The 19,568-nt window shown below is 70.4% G+C and carries 11 protein-coding genes; 1 reads left to right on the top strand and 10 read right to left on the bottom strand.

Annotated elements, in window-relative coordinates; genetic code table 11:
• Positions 1–4: 4 nt before the first annotated feature.
• The 8 genes from BS72_RS19930 to rplK all read right to left on the bottom strand — a co-directional run bounded on the left by BS72_RS19930 (position 5) and on the right by rplK (position 13,218).
• On the bottom strand, positions 5–3,904 hold the full coding sequence (locus BS72_RS19930; protein WP_037912334.1) for a DNA-directed RNA polymerase subunit beta': 3,900 nt from the start codon (positions 3,902–3,904) through the stop codon (positions 5–7).
• A 94-nt stretch (positions 3,905–3,998) separates the two neighbouring features.
• A complete protein-coding gene (gene rpoB / locus BS72_RS19925; protein ID WP_037912332.1) occupies positions 3,999–7,484 on the bottom strand; it encodes a DNA-directed RNA polymerase subunit beta in 3,486 nt (1,161 codons plus the stop codon).
• Between the two features lie 579 nt (positions 7,485–8,063).
• Positions 8,064–8,447 carry a 50S ribosomal protein L7/L12 gene (gene rplL, locus BS72_RS19920; protein WP_037912331.1) on the bottom strand — a complete coding sequence of 128 codons (384 nt, stop codon included), beginning with the start codon at positions 8,445–8,447 and terminating at the stop codon, positions 8,064–8,066.
• Positions 8,448–8,611: 164 nt separating this feature from the next.
• Positions 8,612–9,148 carry a 50S ribosomal protein L10 gene (rplJ, locus tag BS72_RS19915; RefSeq protein ID WP_037912328.1) on the bottom strand — a complete coding sequence of 179 codons (537 nt, stop codon included), beginning with the start codon at positions 9,146–9,148 and terminating at the stop codon, positions 8,612–8,614.
• A 351-nt stretch (positions 9,149–9,499) separates the two neighbouring features.
• On the bottom strand, positions 9,500–10,408 hold the full coding sequence (locus tag BS72_RS19910; protein WP_037912326.1) for a LolA-like protein: 909 nt from the start codon (positions 10,406–10,408) through the stop codon (positions 9,500–9,502).
• A gap of 255 nt (positions 10,409–10,663) precedes the next feature.
• Positions 10,664–11,590: a hypothetical protein gene (locus BS72_RS19905; RefSeq protein WP_037912324.1), complete on the bottom strand. Its 927-nt coding sequence runs from the start codon at positions 11,588–11,590 to the stop codon at positions 10,664–10,666.
• A gap of 221 nt (positions 11,591–11,811) precedes the next feature.
• The gene (rplA, locus tag BS72_RS19900; protein WP_037912321.1) at positions 11,812–12,537 is read right to left on the bottom strand and encodes a 50S ribosomal protein L1; all 726 of its coding nucleotides are present in this window, start codon (positions 12,535–12,537) and stop codon (positions 11,812–11,814) included.
• 246 nt (positions 12,538–12,783) lie between these two features.
• Positions 12,784–13,218: a 50S ribosomal protein L11 gene (gene rplK, locus BS72_RS19895; RefSeq protein ID WP_037912318.1), complete on the bottom strand. Its 435-nt coding sequence runs from the start codon at positions 13,216–13,218 to the stop codon at positions 12,784–12,786.
• A 409-nt stretch (positions 13,219–13,627) separates the two neighbouring features.
• Here rplK and BS72_RS19890 point away from each other — a divergent pair, with 409 nt between their 5' ends.
• A complete protein-coding gene (locus BS72_RS19890; protein WP_037912316.1) occupies positions 13,628–14,053 on the top strand; it encodes a PPOX class F420-dependent oxidoreductase in 426 nt (141 codons plus the stop codon).
• Positions 14,054–14,093: 40 nt separating this feature from the next.
• Here BS72_RS19890 and BS72_RS19885 read toward each other — a convergent pair whose 3' ends face one another.
• Together BS72_RS19885 and BS72_RS19880 are read right to left on the bottom strand one after the other, a co-directional pair.
• Positions 14,094–15,569: a hypothetical protein gene (locus BS72_RS19885; RefSeq protein ID WP_037912313.1), complete on the bottom strand. Its 1,476-nt coding sequence runs from the start codon at positions 15,567–15,569 to the stop codon at positions 14,094–14,096.
• Between the two features lie 115 nt (positions 15,570–15,684).
• Entirely contained in the window at positions 15,685–19,341 is a 3,657-nt protein-coding gene (locus BS72_RS19880; RefSeq protein WP_037912312.1) for an ACP S-malonyltransferase, read from the bottom strand.
• Between the last annotated feature and the right edge of the window lie 227 nt (positions 19,342–19,568).

Genomic DNA, 19,568 nt, shown 5'->3' with positions numbered 1-19,568 from the left:
CGACTCAGCCGTTGTACGGGCCGTAGTCGTAGTCCTCCAGCGGCACGGCCTGGCCGGAGCCGGCGCCGAACGGGCTGTAGTCGATGTCGTCGTAGCCGACGGCCGAGTACATCGCGGCCTTGGCCTCCTCGGTCGGCTCCACCCGGATGTTGCGGTAGCGGGCGAGGCCCGTACCGGCCGGGATGAGCTTGCCGATGATGACGTTCTCCTTCAGACCCAGCAGCGAGTCCGACTTCGCGTGGATCGCCGCGTCCGTCAGCACCCGGGTCGTCTCCTGGAAGGAGGCGGCCGACAGCCAGGACTCGGTGGCCAGCGAGGCCTTGGTGATACCCATCAGCTGCGGACGGCCGGAGGCGGGGTGACCGCCCTCGGACACCACGCGGCGGTTCTCGGTCTCGAACCGGCCGCGCTCGACCAGCTCGCCGGGCAGCAGCTCCGCGTCGCCCGACTCGATGATCGTCACCCGGCGCAGCATCTGCCGGATGATGATCTCGATGTGCTTGTCGTGGATGGACACACCCTGCGAGTTGTAGACCTTCTGCACTTCCTGCACCAGGTGGATCTGGACCTGGCGCTGGCCGAGGATGCGCAGCACGTCGTGCGGGTTGGTCGCGCCGTAGGTGAGCTTCTGGCCCACCTCGACGTGGTCGCCCTCCGCCACCTGGAGCTTGACGCGCTTGGAGATCGGGTAGGCGATCTCCTCCGCGCCGTCGTCCGGGGTGACCACGATCTTCTTGGTCTTCTCGGTCTCCTCGATGCGCACCCGGCCGGCCGCCTCGGAGATCGGGGCGACACCCTTGGGCACGCGGGCCTCGAAGAGCTCGACGACACGCGGCAGACCCTGCGTGATGTCGTCACCGGCCACACCACCGGTGTGGAAGGTACGCATCGTCAGCTGGGTGCCGGGCTCACCGATCGACTGGGCGGCGATGATGCCGACCGCCTCGCCGATGTCCACCAGCTTGCCGGTGGCCAGCGAACGCCCGTAGCAGAAGGCGCAGGTGCCGACGGCCGACTCGCAGGTCAGGATCGAGCGGACCTTGACCTCCTCGACCCCGTACCGCACCAGCTGCTCGATGAGCACGTCGCCGAGGTCGACGTTGGCGGGAGCGACGACCTTGCCGTCGATCACCACGTCCTCGGAGAGCATGCGCGCGTACACGCTGGTCTCGACGTCCTCCGCCTTGCGCAGCGAACCGTCCGCGGCCCGCTCGGCGATCCGCAGCTTCAGACCGCGCTCGGTGCCGCAGTCCTCCTCGCGGATGATGACGTCCTGCGAGACGTCCACCAGACGACGGGTCAGGTAACCCGAGTCGGCGGTACGCAGGGCGGTGTCCGCCAGACCCTTACGGGCACCGTGGGTGGAGATGAAGTACTCCAGCACGGACAGGCCCTCGCGGAAGGACGCCTTGATCGGACGCGGGATCGTCTCGTTCTTGGCGTTCGACACCAGACCGCGCATACCGGCGATCTGGCGCATCTGCATCATGTTCCCTCGGGCACCCGAGTCGACCATCATGAAGATCGGGTTGGTCTTCGGGAAGTTGGCGTTCATCGCCTGGGCGACCTCGTTGGTCGCCTTGGTCCAGATGCTGATGAGCTCGTCCGACCGCTCCTGCTTGGTGATCAGGCCGCGCTCGTACTGCTTCTGCACCCGCTCGTCCTGGGCCTCGTAGGAGGCGATGATCTCCTTCTTCGCCTCCGGGACCACGACGTCGGAGATGGCCACGGTGACGCCCGAACGGGTCGCCCAGTGGAAGCCGGCCGCCTTCAGGTTGTCGAGCGTCGCCGCCACGATCACCTTCGGGTAGCGCTCGGCGAGGTCGTTGACGATCTCGGAGAGCTGCTTCTTGCCCACCGGGTAGTCGACGAACGGGTAGTCCTCCGGGAGCAGCTCGTTGAAGAGCGCCCGGCCCAGGGTGGTGCGCAGCCGGAAGCTGTCACCGACCTGGTACGGCTCCTCGCCCTCCACCGGCTCCGGCGGGGTCCAGCCGCGCGGCGGGACGGTGCCCACCGGGAAGCGGATGTCGACCCGGGACTGCATCGACAGCTCGCGCGCGTCGAAGGCCATGGTCGCCTCGGCGGTGGAGCCGAACGCCCGGCCCTCTCCCTTGATCACGCGCTCCTCGGAGTCGGTGGTCAGGAAGAAAAGGCCCAGCACCATGTCCTGGGTCGGCATGGTGACCGGACGGCCGTCGGCCGGCTTGAGGATGTTGTTCGAGGACAGCATCAGGATGCGGGCCTCGGCCTGCGCCTCCGCGGACAGCGGGAGGTGCACGGCCATCTGGTCGCCGTCGAAGTCGGCGTTGAAGGCGGTGCAGACCAGCGGGTGGATCTGGATCGCCTTGCCCTCGACCAGCTGCGGCTCGAAGGCCTGGATGCCGAGGCGGTGCAGGGTCGGGGCACGGTTGAGCAGCACCGGGTGCTCGGCGATGACCTCTTCGAGGACGTCGTACACCACGGTGCGGCCGCGCTCGACCATGCGCTTGGCCGACTTGATGTTCTGCGCGTGGTTCAGGTCCACCAGGCGCTTCATCACGAACGGCTTGAAGAGCTCCAGCGCCATCGCCTTGGGCAGACCGCACTGGTGCAGCTTCAGCTGCGGGCCGACGACGATCACCGAACGGGCGGAGTAGTCGACGCGCTTGCCGAGCAGGTTCTGGCGGAACCGGCCCTGCTTGCCCTTGAGCATGTCGGACAGCGACTTCAGCGGGCGGTTGCCCGGCCCGGTGACCGGACGGCCGCGGCGGCCGTTGTCGAAGAGCGCGTCCACGGCCTCCTGGAGCATGCGCTTCTCGTTGTTCACGATGATCTCGGGCGCGCCGAGGTCGAGAAGCCGCTTCAGGCGGTTGTTGCGGTTGATGACGCGGCGGTACAGGTCGTTCAGGTCGGACGTGGCGAACCGGCCACCGTCGAGCTGCACCATCGGGCGCAGGTCCGGCGGGATCACCGGGACGCAGTCCAGCACCATGCCGCCGGGCTTGTTGGAGGTCTGCAGGAACGCGGAGACGACCTTGAGCCGCTTGAGGGCACGGGTCTTCTTCTGGCCCTTGCCGGTGCGGATGATCTCCCGCAGCCGCTCGGCCTCCTCGTCCAGGTCGAACGACTCCAGGCGCTTCTGCAGCGCCGCGGCGCCCATGGAGCCCTGGAAGTAGGTGCCGAAGCGCTCGCGCAGCTCGCGGTAGAGCAGCTCGTCGCCCTCCAGGTCCTGGACCTTGAGGTTCTTGAAGCGGGCCCACACCTCGTCGAGGCGGTCCAGCTCGCGCTGGGCGCGGTCGCGCAGCTGCTTCATCTCGCGCTCGGCGCCCTCACGCACCTTGCGGCGGACGTCGGCCTTCGCGCCCTCGTTCTCCAGCTCGGCGAGGTCGGACTCCAGCTTCTTCTGCCGGGCCTCGACGTCGGCGTCGCGGCGCTGCTCGACCTGCTGGCGCTCCACGGAGACCTGGGCCTCCAGGGAGGGCAGGTCGCGGGTGCGGCGCTCCTCGTCGACCCAGGTGATCATGTACGCCGCGAAGTAGATGACCTTCTCAAGGTCCTTCGGGGCGAGGTCGAGCAGGTACCCCAGGCGCGACGGGACGCCCTTGAAGTACCAGATGTGGGTGACGGGAGCGGCCAGCTCGATGTGGCCCATCCGCTCACGACGCACCTTGGCGCGGGTGACCTCCACGCCGCAGCGCTCGCAGATGATGCCCTTGAAGCGCACCCGCTTGTACTTGCCGCAGTAGCACTCCCAGTCCCGGGTGGGGCCGAAGATCTTCTCGCAGAAGAGCCCGTCCTTTTCCGGCTTCAGGGTGCGGTAGTTGATGGTCTCGGGCTTCTTGACCTCGCCGTGCGACCAGGTCCGGATGTCGTCCGCGGTGGCGAGGCCGATCCGCAGCTCGTCGAAGAAGTTGACGTCGAGCACTGTGTCGTCAATCCCTCTCAGGGTTGATTCTCAAATGGTCTGAACGGGTCGCGGGGCGGGCCCGTCCGGCTGGTGGCCGGACGGGCCCAACCCGTCAGACCTCTTCGACGCTGCTCGGCTCGCGCCGGGACAGGTCGATGCCGAGCTCCTCCGCCGCGCGGAACACGTCTTCGTCGGTGTCCCGCATCTCGATGGACATGCCGTCCGAGGACAGCACCTCCACGTTGAGGCAGAGAGACTGCATCTCCTTGATGAGCACCTTGAAGGACTCGGGGATGCCGGGCTCGGGGATGTTCTCGCCCTTGACGATGGCCTCGTAGACCTTCACGCGGCCCAGAACGTCGTCGGACTTGATGGTCAGCAGCTCCTGGAGGGCGTACGCGGCGCCGTACGCCTCCAGCGCCCACACCTCCATCTCGCCGAAGCGCTGTCCACCGAACTGCGCCTTACCACCCAGCGGCTGCTGGGTGATCATGGAGTAGGGACCGGTGGACCGCGCGTGCAGCTTGTCGTCGACCAGGTGGTGCAGCTTCAGGATGTACATGTAGCCGACCGAGATCGGGTCCGGGAACGGCTCGCCGGAGCGGCCGTCGAAGAGCCGGGCCTTGCCGGACGGGAGCACCATGCGCTCGCCGTCGCGGTTGGGCACGGTGTGCTCCAGCAGACCCGTCAGCTCGTCCTCGCGGGCGCCGTCGAAGACCGGGGTGGCCACGTTGGTCCGCGTGTCCACCTTGTCCGCGCCGATCACCTGGAGGCGTCGCGCCCAGTCGTCGCCGAGCGTGGAGACGTCCCAGCCCTGGCTGGCCAGCCAGCCGAGGTGGATCTCCAGCACCTGTCCCGGGTTCATTCGGGACGGCACGCCGAGCGGGTTGAGGATGATGTCGACCGGGGTGCCGTCCTCCATGAACGGCATGTCCTCGACCGGCAGGATCTTGGAGATGACGCCCTTGTTGCCGTGGCGGCCGGCCAGCTTGTCACCGTCGGTGATCTTGCGCTTCTGCGCCACGTAGACGCGGACCAGCTGGTTCACGCCGGGCGGCAGCTCGTCGCCCTCCTCGCGGTCGAAGACGCGCACGCCGATGATCTTGCCGGTCTCGCCGTGCGGCACCTTCAGGGAGGTGTCGCGGACCTCGCGGGCCTTCTCGCCGAAGATCGCGCGCAGCAGCCGCTCCTCCGGGGTCAGCTCGGTCTCGCCCTTCGGGGTGACCTTGCCGACCAGGATGTCGCCGGCCACCACGTCGGCGCCGATCCGGATGATGCCGCGCTCGTCGAGGTCGGCCAGCACCTCCTCGGAGACGTTCGGGATGTCCCGGGTGATCTCCTCGGGGCCCAGCTTGGTGTCGCGGGCGTCGACCTCGTGCTCCTCGATGTGGATCGAGGAGAGGACGTCGTCCTGCACCAGACGCTGGGAGAGGATGATCGCGTCCTCGTAGTTGTGGCCCTCCCACGGCATGAACGCGACCAGCAGGTTCTTGCCGAGGGCCATCTCGCCCTCGTCGGTGGAGGGGCCGTCGGCCAGCACCTGGCCGGCGATGACGCGCGCGCCCTCGTCCACGACGACCTTCTGGTTGAAGGACGTGCCCTGGTTGGAGCGGGAGAACTTCGCCACCCGGTAGGTGGTGTACGTGCCGTCGTCGTTGGTGACCGTGACGTAGTCGGCGGACACCTCCTGCACGACGCCGGGCTTCTCGGCCTTGATCACGTCGCCGGCGTCGACCGCGCAGCGGTACTCCATGCCGGTGCCGACCAGCGGCGCCTCGGCCTTGATCAGCGGGACGGCCTGGCGCATCATGTTCGATCCCATGAGCGCGCGGTTGGCGTCGTCGTGCTCCAGGAACGGGATCATCGCGGTCGCGACCGACACCATCTGGCGCGGGGAGACGTCCATGTAGTCGACGTCGTCGCCGGGGATGTAGTCGATCTCGCCGCCGCGGCGGCGGACCAGCACGCGGGACTCGGCGTACCGCAGGTCCTCGGTCAGCGGCGCGTTGGCCTGCGCGATGACGAAGCGGTCCTCCTCGTCGGCGGTCAGGTAGTCGACGTCGTCGGTGACGGTGCCGTCGACGACCTTGCGGTACGGCGTCTCGACGAAGCCGAACGCGTTGACCCGGCCGTAGGAGGCCAGCGAGCCGATCAGACCGATGTTCGGGCCCTCAGGGGTCTCGATCGGGCACATCCGGCCGTAGTGGGACGGGTGCACGTCGCGGACCTCGAAGCCGGCCCGCTCACGGGACAGACCGCCGGGGCCCAGCGCCGACAGGCGGCGCTTGTGGGTCAGGCCCGAGAGCGGGTTGGTCTGGTCCATGAACTGGGACAGCTGGCTGGTGCCGAAGAACTCCTTGATGGAGGCGACGACCGGCCGGATGTTGATCAGGGTCTGCGGCGTGATCGCCTCAACGTCCTGGGTCGTCATCCGCTCGCGGACCACGCGCTCCATACGGGCCAGGCCGGTGCGGACCTGGTTCTGGATGAGCTCGCCGACGTTGCGCAGGCGGCGGTTGCCGAAGTGGTCGATGTCGTCGACCTCGACGACCATCGTCTGGCCGTTGTCGCCCGCCGTCTCGGTCTCACCGGCGTGCAGCATCACCAGGTACTTGATGGTGGCGATGATGTCGTCGGTGGTGAGCACGCCGGCGTCCAGCGGCGCGTCGCTGCCGAGCTTCTTGTTCACCTTGTAGCGGCCGACCTTCGCGAGGTCGTAGCGCTTCGGGTTGAAGTAGAGGTTCTCCAGCAGGGTCTGGGCGGCCTCCTTCGTCGGCGGCTCGCCCGGGCGCAGCTTGCGGTAGATGTCCAGCAGCGCGTCGTCCTGGCCCTGGGTGTGGTCCTTCTCCAGGGTGGCGCGCATCGACTCGTAGTCGCCGAACTCGTCCAGGATCTGCTCGGTGGTCCAGCCCAGCGCCTTCAGCAGGACGGTGACCGACTGCTTGCGCTTGCGGTCGATGCGGACACCGACCATGTCGCGCTTGTCGATCTCCATCTCCAGCCAGGCACCCCGGGACGGGATGATCTTGGCGGAGAAGATGTCCTTGTCCGAGGTCTTGTCGATCGAGCTGTCGAAGTAGACACCCGGCGAGCGGACCAGCTGCGACACGACGACACGCTCGGTGCCGTTGATGCAGAAGGTGCCCTTGCTGGTCATCAGGGGGAAGTCGCCCATGAAGACCGTCTGGGACTTGATCTCGCCGGTCTCGTTGTTGGTGAACTCGGCGGTGACGAAGAGCGGCGCACCGTAGGTGAAGTCGCGCTCCTTGCACTCGTCCAGCGAGTTCTTCGGCGGCTCGAAGCGGTGGTCGCGGAACGTGAGCGACATCGAACCCGAGAAGTCCTCGATCGGGGAGATCTCCTCGAAGATCTCCTCCAGACCGGACTTCCTGGGGACGTCCTGCCCACTGTCCAGGGCCGCCTCGACCCGGGCCTTCCACGCGGCGTTGCCGAGCAGCCAGTCAAAGCTCTCGGTCTGGAGCGCGAGGAGGTTCGGAACTTCGAGCGGTTCACGGATCTTCGCGAAAGAGATGCGCAGCGGGGCGGTGCCCCCGCCGTTGTTCGAATTGGTGGTCGAGGCGTTGCGCGAGGCGGCCAAGAGGGGGTCCTTCCGAGGGCTCGGACTCACTACGCGCGTACCGGACCGAACCCGAGCGAAGTCGAGAAAGCCCTGATAGGAGGCTTGCTCGCAGGTGCTCGGACACGGGCATACCGCTGGTGACGGGCCAGGCAGCAGCTAACAGGCAGCGCAAAGGGTCAGTGTAGCCACTTGGCTCACTGATGTCCAGGCTGAGATTCGGAGTACCGAATCGACGCCCCCTCGACCTCATCCGCGGCCGCCGGTCCTCGGAAGCCCGGCCCCGCGTCCCTCGTCATCCTGCTGTCGTCATCGTGCCGTCGCCATGCCGTCTTCTGTGCCGTCGAGCGCATCGCTATGCATTCCCGCATCCCGCTCGATCCATGCATCCGGTCCCCCTCGATCTGCCTCGATCTGCGAGGCCGGTCGCGTGGATCGTGTGGCGGGCCGTCCTGAGAATTGCGCGCCGCGTCCCGTACGTCAAGGCCCATCCGGCGCCCGGATCGAAAACGACCGAGGGCGGCCACCCGATCGGGTGGCCGCCCTGCGGCGGCTGGAGCAGCCGCGGAACCGTGGTCCCGCGGCGGTCACTCCATGGAGTTACTTGACCTCGACCGAGGCGCCGGCGCCCTCGAGCGCCTCCTTCGCCTTGGCGGCGGTCTCCTTGTTGGCCTTCTCCAGGACGGGCTTCGGGGCGCCGTCCACGAGGTCCTTGGCCTCCTTCAGACCCAGGGAGGTCAGCTCGCGCACGACCTTGATGACCTGGATCTTCTTCTCGCCGGCGCCGGTGAGGATGACGTCGAACTCGTCCTGCTCCTCGGCGGCCTCGGCCGGGGCGCCCGGGGCACCCGCGGCGGCGACCGCGACCGGGGCGGCGGCGGTGACGTCGAACTTCTCCTCGAACGCCTTCACGAACGCGGCCAGTTCGATGAGGGTGAGCTCCTCGAACTGGGCGAGCAGGTCCTCGGTGCTGAGCTTCGCCATGGTGGCGGTCCTTCCATTCCGTTCGGCTGGTGCCGTGATGTACATGTCGGCGGGCGTACGTCGGGCCCGCTGCGACCTCCGCCGTCCCCGTCCGGGCCCGCCCCGGCCGTTGCCGGCCGGCGGGGCACCTCGTGGATCAGGCGGCGGTCAGGGTGCGAGCCGAGTTACTCGGCACCGCCCTGCTCGCCCTCGGCGAGCTTGGCCCGAAGCGCCTCCGCGGTGCGGACGAACTTCGAGGGCAGGGCCTGGAAGAGCGCGGCAGTCTGGGACTGCTTGGCCTTCATGGCACCCGCCAGCTTGGCGAGCAGAACCTCGCGGGACTCGAGGTCCGCGAGCTTCTTGATCTCGTCGGCGGACAGCGCCTTGCCGTCAAGGACACCGCCCTTGATGACGAGCGCGGGGTTCTCCTTGGCGAAGTCGCGCAGACCCTTCGCCGCCTCGACCGGGTCACCGGTGACGAAGGCGACTGCCGACGGACCTGCGAACAGGTCGTCGAGCGAGCTGATCCCGGCCTCGTTGGCCGCGATCTTGGTCAGCGTGTTCTTCACCACGGCGTACTGGGCGTTCTCACCGAGCGCACGGCGCAGCGTCTTCAGCTGCGCCACGGTGAGACCGCGGTACTCGGTCAGCATTGCGGCGTTGGAGCTGCGGAACTTGTCCGTCAGCTCTGCAACCGCGGCAGCCTTGTCGGGCGTCGCCATGAGTCTCGGCCTCCTTCCGGGTGATTGCGGACCGCCCGGCGTGAAGGGCCTCTCCGACCCAAAACGAAACGCCCCGGCGCTCGGCGCACGGGGCGGAACTCGACGGAGGCGGGTGCAGCGAACTGCGTACGCTTCCGGAGTGTCATCCACGGTCACCTGCGCGGGCCGTCCGCCTGTGCGGAGCCTTCAGCCATCAGCCCTTGGGGGGCATGACGGCAACCTGCGGTCTTTGGCTTCGTGAGAAGAGTACGGGACGAGTCCCCCGGGGAACAAATCCGCCCCCGGGGGACCGTTCGGGCAGCCGGGCCGTGCCTACCTGCCGGGCCGTGTGCCTACGTGCCGGGCCGGGCGTCAGCCGGTGGCGGCGCTCTTCTTCTGCGCGGCGGCCTGCTTCTGCGCCTGCTTGAGCAGGGCGGTGGCGTCCAGGGTGTCCGCGGCCGGCGGCGCCTGGACGGTCACGGCCTTGCCGAAGTCGGAGTAGTAGGCGGTGGACGTCAGCGTGCCGTTCCTGGTGTCGGTGACGCTGACGACCTTCACCGGAAGGTTGGCCGCGGAGACCCACATGTCGATGGTCTCGCTGGTGGCATCGACCTTGCTCAGGGACAACCGCAGGCTCTGCGCCTGCTTCTCCGTGAGGCGGGTCAGCTCCTTGGCGGCCTGCGAGACCTGCACGGTGCCCCGGTAGTGGGTGGTCGGCACACCGCGGACGCTCTCCTTGCCGACGGCCCGCACGTCCTTGGAGGCCAGCGCCGCGACCACGGCCTGGGCCGGGGAGATGCCCTGCGTGACCTGGAACGTCCCGTCGGAGGCGCCGCTCAGCGAGTCCACGGAGGAGTACGGATACTCGATCCAGTGCTTTCCGCCGAACATCGACGCGCCCGCTCCGACGTTCATGTACATGGCGGTCGGCAGGGCGCGAATCCGCAGCGGTTCTCCGTTGTCGAGGAGCGTCGCGAACCTGGCCAGCGAGCCGCTCGTCGCGTCCAGCGTGCCGGACTGCCGCACGCCGTGCGCCCAGTCGACATCGGCCGCGACCTTCTCCGACAGGACCGTCCCGAAGACGACCGTCTTCTCGATGTGGGCGGAGTGCACGCTGCCGGTGCGCTTCTCTACCAGCGACAGCACGTCGGCCGCGTTCCGCGCGGGCGCGACCGCCTTCGGCTTCGCCCCGGACGCCTTGGCCGCACTCCCGGAGCCGTGGCCGGACCCGCAACCCGCCAGCGCCAGCAGCACGACGGCGGTGGACGCGGCAGCCGCCACCGATGCGGTACGACCTCTACGCCATGTGTGACGTGTACGCGTGAGCGCCATGACGGTGCCCCCTCCCTCACGGCGGACGGCCCCCATGACCCCCCGCTCCCCCTCGAAACCCCGTGCGCGCACTGTAGCGGAGCCCTGTGACACGCCGCGTGGCCGCCGGGTGCGGACGCCGGCCGCGCGGCCCTCGGGTCGGGCCGGACCGACGCGGGTCGGCCTGGGTGCCGGAACGGAGCCCGTGGCCGTGGGGACGGCGGCCTACGTGCCCTTGGCGGCCTTCTGCTGTCCCAGCCTGGCCAGAGCGCTGGAGTGGATGACGTCCGATGCCGCCGGGGCCTCGACCGTGACCTGCTCGCCGAAGGCGGAGTAGTACGTGGTGGCCGTGGTCCTGGCCGTCTTGACGTCGAAGGCGGTGACGACCTTCACCGGAAGGCGGTCGGCGGAGATCCACAGGTCGATGACCTCCGCGCTGGCTCCGGCCGCGGTCAGGGACTCCCGGACGCTCCGCGTCTGCGCGGCGGTGAGGTGGGCCGCCGTGGTGGCGAGGTCCGTCGCGTCGACGGTGCCCCGGTAGTGGGTGGCCGCCACGCCGCGTACCGTCTCCTGGCCGACCGCGCGCACGTCCTTGGCGGCCAGTGCGGCGTTCACCGCCGGCGTCGGGCCGAAGGACTCCAGCGCCGGGGCCAGGCCACTGGACTCGCCGACCGACGCGTCGAGGTCGGCGTAGGTGTACTTGATCCAGTGCTTGCCGCCGAAGACCGGGGCGGCGGCCCCCGCGTTGAGGTGGTAGGCGTCCGGCAGGAAGCGCATCCGCATCGGGGCACCGTTGTTGAGGAGCGTCGCGTAGTCGGCCATGGACCCGCCCGTGACAGCGACCGTGACGTTCTGCCGCACTCCGTCCGTCCAGTCGACGTCCCCGGTGACCTTCTGCGACCCCGACGCGGCCAGGACGATCGTGCTCTCGACGTGAGCGGTGCGGGCACTGCCGGTGCGTTTCTCGACCAGTGACAGCACGTCGGCCGCGTTCCGCGCGGGCACGACCGCCTTCGGCTTCGCCCCGGACGCCTTGGCCGGGCTCCCCGAGCCGTGGCCGGACCCGCCGCAGGCGGCCAGCGCCAGCAGCGCGACCGCGGTGGACGCGGCGGCTGCCACCGACGCGGTACGGCGTATGTGTGCGAGCGCCATGACGGTGCCCCTCCCCTCACGGCGGACAGCCCCCACGGCCCCCGCCCCCCTGAACCCGTGCGCGCACGATAGCGGAGCGCTCCGACACGCAGCGGGCGGGCCCGTCACATGATCGGACCGCTGCGTGACGAGGCGCGGTCGTGAACGCGCGAGGGCCCCGCGCCTGCCCGGGCGGGCGGGCGCGGGGCCCTCGGTGCCGAATCAGCACCCCTCGGGTCGGATCAGACCGACGCGGGGTCCTCCTCGACGAGGAGGTTGCGGGTGCGGTTCGGGTCGACCTGGATGCCGGAGCCCATGGTCGTCGACACGGCGGCCTTCTTGATGTACCGGCCCTTCGCCGCGGACGGCTTGATACGCAGGATCTCGTCCAGCGCCGCCGCGTAGTTCTCCACCAGCTGGGCGTCGTCGAAGGACACCTTGCCGATGATGAAGTGCAGGTTCGAGTGCTTGTCGACGCGGAACTCGATCTTGCCGCCCTTGATCTCCGTGACCGCCTTGGCCACGTCCGGCGTGACGGTGCCGGTCTTCGGGTTCGGCATGAGGCCACGGGGGCCGAGCACGCGGCCGAGGCGGCCGACCTTGCCCATGAGGTCCGGGGTGGCGACGACGGCGTCGAAGTCCAGACGCCCCTTCGCCACCTCGTCGATCAGTTCGTCGGAGCCGACGATGTCGGCTCCCGCGGCTTCCGCGGCCGCGGCACGGTCACCGGTCGCGAAGACCAGGACCCGGGCGGTCTTGCCGGTGCCGTGCGGGAGGTTCACGGTGCCACGGACCATCTGATCGGCCTTGCGCGGGTCCACACCCAGGCGGAAGGCGACCTCGACGGTCGAGTCGAACTTGGTGGTCGCGGTCTCCTTGGCGAGACGGACGGCCTCCAGGGGCGCGTAGAGGCGCTCCCGGTCGATCTTGGCGTCCGCAGCGCGGAGAGACTTGCTGCGCTTGCTCACTTGCTGCTCCTACGTTGTCTTGGAGTCGTGGTCCGGGCCGAGCAGGCCCTGCCACAAGGCCTTACGGGGCTTCTCAGCCCTCGCTGCTTCCGCGAGGGCTTCCTACTCACTCGCTGCGCGAGCTCGATCGTCAGCCCACACCGTTTTCTGGTCGGGCTTCCTACTCACTCGCTGCGCGAGCTCGATCGTCAGCCCACACCGTTTTCTGGTCGGGCTTCCTACTCACTCGCTGCGCGAGCTCGATCGTCAGCCCTCGACGGTGATGCCCATGGAACGAGCCGTACCCGCGATGATCTTCTCCGCGGCGTCCAGGTCGTTGGCGTTCAGGTCGGGGAGCTTCGTCGTGGCGATCTCACGGACCTGGTCGCGGGTCAGCTTCGCGACCTTGGTCTTGTGCGGCTCGCCGGAGCCCTTCTCCACGCCCGCGGCCTTGAGGATCAGCTTCGCGGCCGGCGGGGTCTTGGTGATGAAGGTGAAGGTGCGGTCTTCGTAGACCGTGATCTCCACCGGGATCACCATGCCGCGCTGGGACTCCGTCGCGGCGTTGTAGGCCTTGCAGAACTCCATGATGTTCACGCCGTGCTGGCCCAGGGCCGGGCCGACCGGCGGCGCCGGGTTGGCCGCACCGGCGTTGATCTGGAGCTTGATCAGCCCCGTGACCTTCTTCTTCTTGGGAGGCATTGCTCTCTCCGGGTCTTGTTGAGAGTGTCCATGCCTGCGTGCAGGCATACCGCACCACGATAACGGGTACGACCCTCTGCTCCGAAACCGCCTGGTCAGCAGAGCACCCGCGCCGCCCCGGCCGTGACCGTCCGCCGCCGGCGGATTCCCGGCGGTGAGCCCCTTCCGGCGCCCGTCCCGGCACCCCCCGGTGGTTTCGGCTGCCAGGCTGCCTGGATGCCACGGGGTGCCTGGGGGCGGAGGGCGCGGCCGGTACCGGCGCGCGGCGTCCCGATCGCTCTCACGTGCGGGGAGCGGCCGTGGCTCACACCTTCGAGTGGACCGGTGCGCGGCTACCCGCGGGAACGCCCGAAGGTGTTCCCGCGGTGTGGAAACGTGGTCCGGGTCGCACAGCGGAGAGGATCTCGCCATGACCGGTCTCGCCCCGGAGCTGCGGGCCCTGATCGAATCCGGCCCCATGGCCCATCTGACCACGGTCAACCCCGACGGCAGCCCGCAGGTGTCCGTCGTCTGGCTCGGGCTGGACGGGGACACCCTCGTGACCGGCCACCTGGGCTGGTACGCCAAGCTCCGCAACATCACGCGCGACCCGCGGGTGGTGCTCTCCTTCGACGCCCCGCGCACGCCCGGCGTCTTCCTCAACGAGTACGCCACCGTGCGCGCGCACGCCGAGGTGGAGAAGACCGACGACGCCTGGGACCTGCTCGACCGCCTGGCGAAGGTGTACATCGCCCCGGACGCGGAGTTCCCCGCGCCCAGGGCGACCGGCTGGATCGTGCGCTACGGCGTCGAGCGGGTCGGCGGCGTCGGCCCCTGGGCGCCGGCCAGGAGCTGACCCGCTGCCGCCGGCCCCGCCGGCGGGAGCGGGGTGGACATCACCGCGCGGACGGGAAGCGGAAGCCCGTGAGGAGCGCGGTGTCCCGCAGCCGCGGATCGCGCTGCCGGAGCGCGTAGCTGATCAGGGCGTGGTGCAGCATGTAGAGCCGGTGCTCCTCGCGCCCGCCCTCGGAGAGGCGTCCGACCACCCAGGCGGTGGCGGTCCGGCCGCCGTAGGCGTCCCTGGGCTCGAAGAGCAGGTGCGCGGCGCCGATTTCGCCGAGCACGTTGAGCGTGTAGGCGAACGGGTACGGCCGGTTGACGCGGTCGTCGTCGGAGCGGTCCAGGTCCGGGAAGCAGTCCACGAGTCGCGCCAGCATGTCCGTGCCGATCAGGTCCATGCGGCCGGTGACCATCGCGGTCTGCACGAGGTAGGCGTAGGAGATCCCGTTGAGGAAGTAGTTCGCGCCCGGGTCGATGCCGGTCCACGAGGAGACCAGGCCGGCCAGGAAGGCGTCCAGGTCGGGGAGTTGGTCCCTGAGCCGTCCGAGGTTGTGCAGGGCCATCAGGTAGTACAGGCCCATGTGGGTGCGCTCGACGGGCGTGATGCGGGCCATCAGGTCGGCGGCCTCGGCGAGCCGGTCCCGGCCGTGGGTGAGGTACTCCTGCGGCCGGGCGGTCGTCGCGACGGCGGTGAGCATGGTCAGCAGCGGGTAGATCCGCACGAATGCCTCGGACATCGGCTGGGGGAAGGCCGGCACCGCGCCGGTCCCGTCCGCGCGGTCGAGGTGGTCGAGGACCTCCTTCACCCGGTCGCGGCGGCCGTCCGCGACCAGGTTCCGGTGGCCGAGCAGCGCGGTGGCCGACAGCAGCGTGGCCCCGCCCCGGCCGCGGAAGAACGGCGCCGGCACCTCGTCCAGCAGGTCCAGCGCCTCCAGGACGCGGTGGCGGGAGCCGGTGACCAGCCGGTCCGCCACGTCGAGGTGGCCGAAGGCGAGGAAGACCGCCGTGTACGCCGACAGCTTCTCGTAGTGGCCGTGCCGGCCGGCGTTCTCGTCCTTGGCCCGGTCGGGCTCGATGGTGTCCACGGTGGCCAGGAGGTGCCCGGCCAGGTCGTCGCCGCCCGCGGCCAGGAGTTCGGGGCCGAGGCCGAGCTTGGCGAAGGCGTCCATCAGGACGCAGCCGGCGGTCACCGCGAAGTACGGGTTCGGCTCGTCGTGGACGCCCGCGAGGACGGCGTCCAGCCGCCGCCGCAGCTCGGCGGGCGCGACGGCGCGGTCGGGGTCCGTCAGGTCGAGGACCAGCTCGGCCAGCAGCCGCGAGAAGCGGGCGTAGGGACCGCGTTCGACGCCGCGCTCCGCGAGCAGCGCGAACGTCCGGCGTATCCGCGCGGCGGAGGCCGGGTCGTAGCCGGTCGGGTGCTGGCCGAGGCCGATGCCGCGGACCATGCGGCTCCACGGGGTGGCCAGGACGCGCGTCTCGGTGGGCAGGCCGCTCAGCCCGGTGACGGGCACCTCGAAGGCGGTGGCAGTCATGGAAGGACCTTCCGTGTCGCAGGAGTCCAGGGGGAGGTGTGACGCGGGGGCGCGGAACGCGGAACGCGTGGCGTGACGTGCCGCGGGGCGTGACGCCGGGCTCGGTGCCGTCGCGTCAGCGGTGCGCGTACGGCAGCGGCGGCACCGGCAGGCCGAGGAACTCGGTGCGGGAGCCCTCCAGCATCTGGAGCGCCCAGTTGAGCCACTTGATGCCCTCGCAGTAGATCGCCACCGGGCGGCGCTGCGTCTGGTAGGTGTCCGTCAGGGTTCCGTCCAGCTCCTTCTGGAAGTGGAACGGGGGCATCGCCGTGAAGTGCTGGCCCATCATGAAGACGAACCGGACCAGCCAGTACGGGTCGCGCCGCAGGTAGGGCGAGGCGGGGTCGTCCAGTTCCAGCGCGGCGGTCATCACCGGGGCGAACCAGTCCTCCATGCCGCCCGGCGCCCGGGGGTCGACGGTGGCGCCGCCGGCCACCACGTCCCTGACCCGGTAGGACCGCTGGTAGGGGTTGTCGGCCAGGAACGCGATGTCGATCCGCGGGGTGCGGCCCGGGCCGGTGTCGACGTCGAGGGTGAAGTGCTCGAAGTGGATCTCGTCGTAGTGCCCGAGGGAGTTGTGCCACGGCTTGTTGTCGTACATCGCGTCGTCCCGGGTGGCGCTGCCGTCGCTCTTGAAGCCGATGGCCCGCGGGTCCAGGAACCTGATGCCGAGCGAGTCCGCGGTGATCGCCGCCAGGGCCGCGTCGGTCTCCTCGCGCGGCGCTCCGGACTCGATGAGGTGCTGGGCCCGCAGCAGCGGTCCGGTGTCCCCGATCTTGATGTTCTCGGTGTTGGTGTCGCCCATGACCAGGCAGTGGACGGCGGGTTCGAGGACGGCGAGGTACGCCGGTGTCTCGCGGAACCGCCGCAGCAGTGCCTTGGCGTTGAGGTGGCGCACCCCGTTGATGACGATCGCCTCGGTGTCGAGCAGGTCCGCGCCGAAGGTGCGCGGGGCGGTCCTGCGGCAGAGCGCCAGGCGGTCCTCGATCTTGCGGAAGTAGGAGACGTCGAGGGTCTCGCCGGGCGCCGGCACCACGCCCACGGCGTGCACGTCGTCGTTGAGCACCCGGATGATCTGTTCGTAGAGCCGCGCGACCACGGCGGAGGGCGGCGAGTGCTTCTCGACGAAGCGGCTGACCTCCTCGCCCGCGACGTAGCTCATCTCGTAGATGACCTCGCGGTACGTCCCGGCTCCCTCCTCACCCGGGTGGACCGGGGCGGGCAGGGACCGTTCCAGCACCGTGTGCACCTCGGGGAAGCGGTCGCGCACGGGCGCGGGCAGGGCGCTCAGGAACTCCGCCTGCTTCTTCGCCTTGGCGAAGGGCGGCAGCATCACCCCGGAGCCTTCGGGGTTCCACCGCGCGGTGGTGAGGGCCTCGCTGAGGATCTTCCGCACGGTCACCTGCCGTGCGCCGCGCTTGCGGACGAAGACGGTCATCGACTCGCTGCCGCCCTTTCCGAAGCTGACCACCGACTCGTCGATGTCCAGGTAGGCGCAGATGGTGCTGGACAGGATGCGGCGGCTCCTGGCCGTCGCCAGGACCAGCGCGTTCTCCGCGGTGAGGGCGAGGACCGCCGTCTCCTCGGCCCGGTCCAGGGCCGGGTTGAGGCGCGGCCGCCACGCCTCGTCCGGTTCGGCGATGGTGACGGTCTCGGTCGCGTGGGCGCCGGCGTCGACCGGGCCCAGGTCGGTGCCGAGCGCGACGATCCGGCAGTTGCCGCCCAGGTGGATCCGCCGCGGTCCGGCGTCCGGGAGGTCCTCCAGCACCGCGCGGGTGACCTGCCGGAGGTCGTTGCGGGACTGCACCGGGACGCCGTCCGGCGCGACCAGGGGGATGTCCGCGGCCCCGACGCGGTCCAGCAGCGGTCCGCGGGCGGCGCGGTCCGCCCCGGCGGCGGACAGGGCGACCGCGTCGGCCAGGGAGACCGCGCCGGAGACCGCGAGGGCGGCCAGCCAGCCGGTGGTGTCGCCGCCTTCGAGGTAGTGGTCGGTCTGGGCGAACAGCGCGGGCCGCTGCCGGGCGAGCGCGTCGAAGAGCAGGTACTGCTGGACGATCCGCCGGCCCGTGCCCGTCAGGCTGGCGCCGGCGGGCAGTTGGGCGAGCATCTCGTTGAACGTGGACAGCGCCGTCGGCAGCGTGTCCAGCAGGTGCCGGATCCTGCGGACCACGTCCTCCTCGCCGAGCCGGGAGAGGGCGTCGAAGTGCACCACCAGCACCTCGGGGCGGGAGCTGGGGAGGCGGTCCACCCGTTCGGCGCCCGCGGCGTCGAGGACGCGCAGCTCGACGCACGCGGTGCCGGGGGCGCCGCCGTCCGCGGCGGTCAGGTGCTTCTTCAGCCGCGCCCTGGTGACGAGGTCGCCGCCGGCCGTGTCGACGAGGTCGCGGTGGTCGCGGGTGTGCTGGTAGATCTCCAGCAGGCCGCCGGAACCGGGCACGTCCGGGCGCTCCGGGCTCAGATGCCGGGTGGCGACCAGCTGTTGGAGGGTGCGGGCGGCGTAGTCCTCGCAGAACGGGTCGGCGGCGCCGAGGGCGAACAGCTCGCGCAGCAGGTCGTGCCCGGGGTCGTGCGGGGCGGTGGCGCCGGGGGTGGGTCCGTCGTCCAAGGGCACCTCGGCGGTGTGCTGCGGCGCCGCGGGGTCGGACCGGGCGGTCAGACGGTCCACGACGGTGAAGACGCGCAGCATGCGGTCGGTGGCCGCGGTGTCCCCGGTGCAGGCGGTGACCGGTGCGGACGTCGCGTTGTCCGCCAGCAGCCGGGCGGACCGGCCGCCGGGGCCGAGCTCGACCACGGCGTCCAGGTCGAGCATGGTGAGGACCTCGCAGGTCTGCTGGGACGCCATCACCTCGTCGGTCATGGCCAGGACGCCACGCCGCACGTCGGCCGCGCCGACCAGCAACGACATGCCGTGGTTGGCCACGACCGGGACGGACGGCCCGGCGAAGCGGACCCGGTTGAGGTCGAAGAACCGTTCCAGGGCGTGTCGTACCGGCCGCATCCGCGCGGAGTGCGCGAGGAAGACCGTCGGCTCCTTCAGATCCCGGGTCTCGGCCTCCGGGAAGTCCGCCATGAAGCGGTCGAACTCCGCCCGGACGCCGACCCGCACGTACAGGTTCGCCTGGTGTGCGGCGTACGCCTTGTGCAGTTCGACGTCGCCGAGCGGATAGACCGCCCGCACCGCGTCGAGCACCGCGGCGAGCGCGTCGGGTCCGGGGGTGCGGACCGCCACCACGTGGTAGGGCTCGGGCACCAACGGCCGCGCGGCACCGGGTTCGCCCAGGTAACGGCTCATCCGGTGGGCGAAGGGCTCGTCGCCGGTCCGGCCGGTGGCCGCGAGCAGCATCAGGGGGGTGAACGCCTGGGCGATGCGCACGCCGTCGGTGACCGACAGCGAGCCGGCGGCGACCGCCGCGGTCAGGATGCCGAAGCTCTCCCCGGTGTAGGCGGCGAAACCGACCGGCGCGCCGGTGCGCTCGGCCCGGTCCTTGAGGTGGGCGTCGAGGGCGAGGCTGTGCACCAGCACGGCCGCGCCGACGAAGCCCTGCCGCTCCAGCCGCCCGGCGGGCAGGTTGCCCGGTTCCGCCAGCAGCCGGTCGGGGCGGCCGGGGAAGCCGAGCGCCTCGGCGGCCTCGCGGTAGACCGCGTCGACGGCGGGGACGCCGGCGTCGAACAGGGAGCGGCCGAGCCCCTGGTAGGAGGCGCGGCTGCCGAGGCCCGGGAAGAACCCGGCCACACGCGCCCGTCCGGCGGACGGAGCCGGTCCCCCGCCGTGGCGGGGGACGAGGGCAGGCGCGGGGACGGGGACGGGGACGGGGACGGCGGCAGGGACGGGGGTGGCGGAACCGGACGGGTGCGGGCGGGCGGGCCCGAGCGCAAGGGCGGTTTCGGATGCCGCCCGGAAAAGGGGGTGGGGCATGGGAGTGGCCTTCTCCTCGCTGTCCTGTACGGAGACGGGAGCAC

Source organism: Actinacidiphila yeochonensis CN732 (assembly GCF_000745345.1).
Taxonomy (GTDB): Bacteria; Actinomycetota; Actinomycetes; order Streptomycetales; family Streptomycetaceae; genus Actinacidiphila; species Actinacidiphila yeochonensis.
This window is presented reverse-complemented; position numbering and strand designations above follow the sequence as displayed.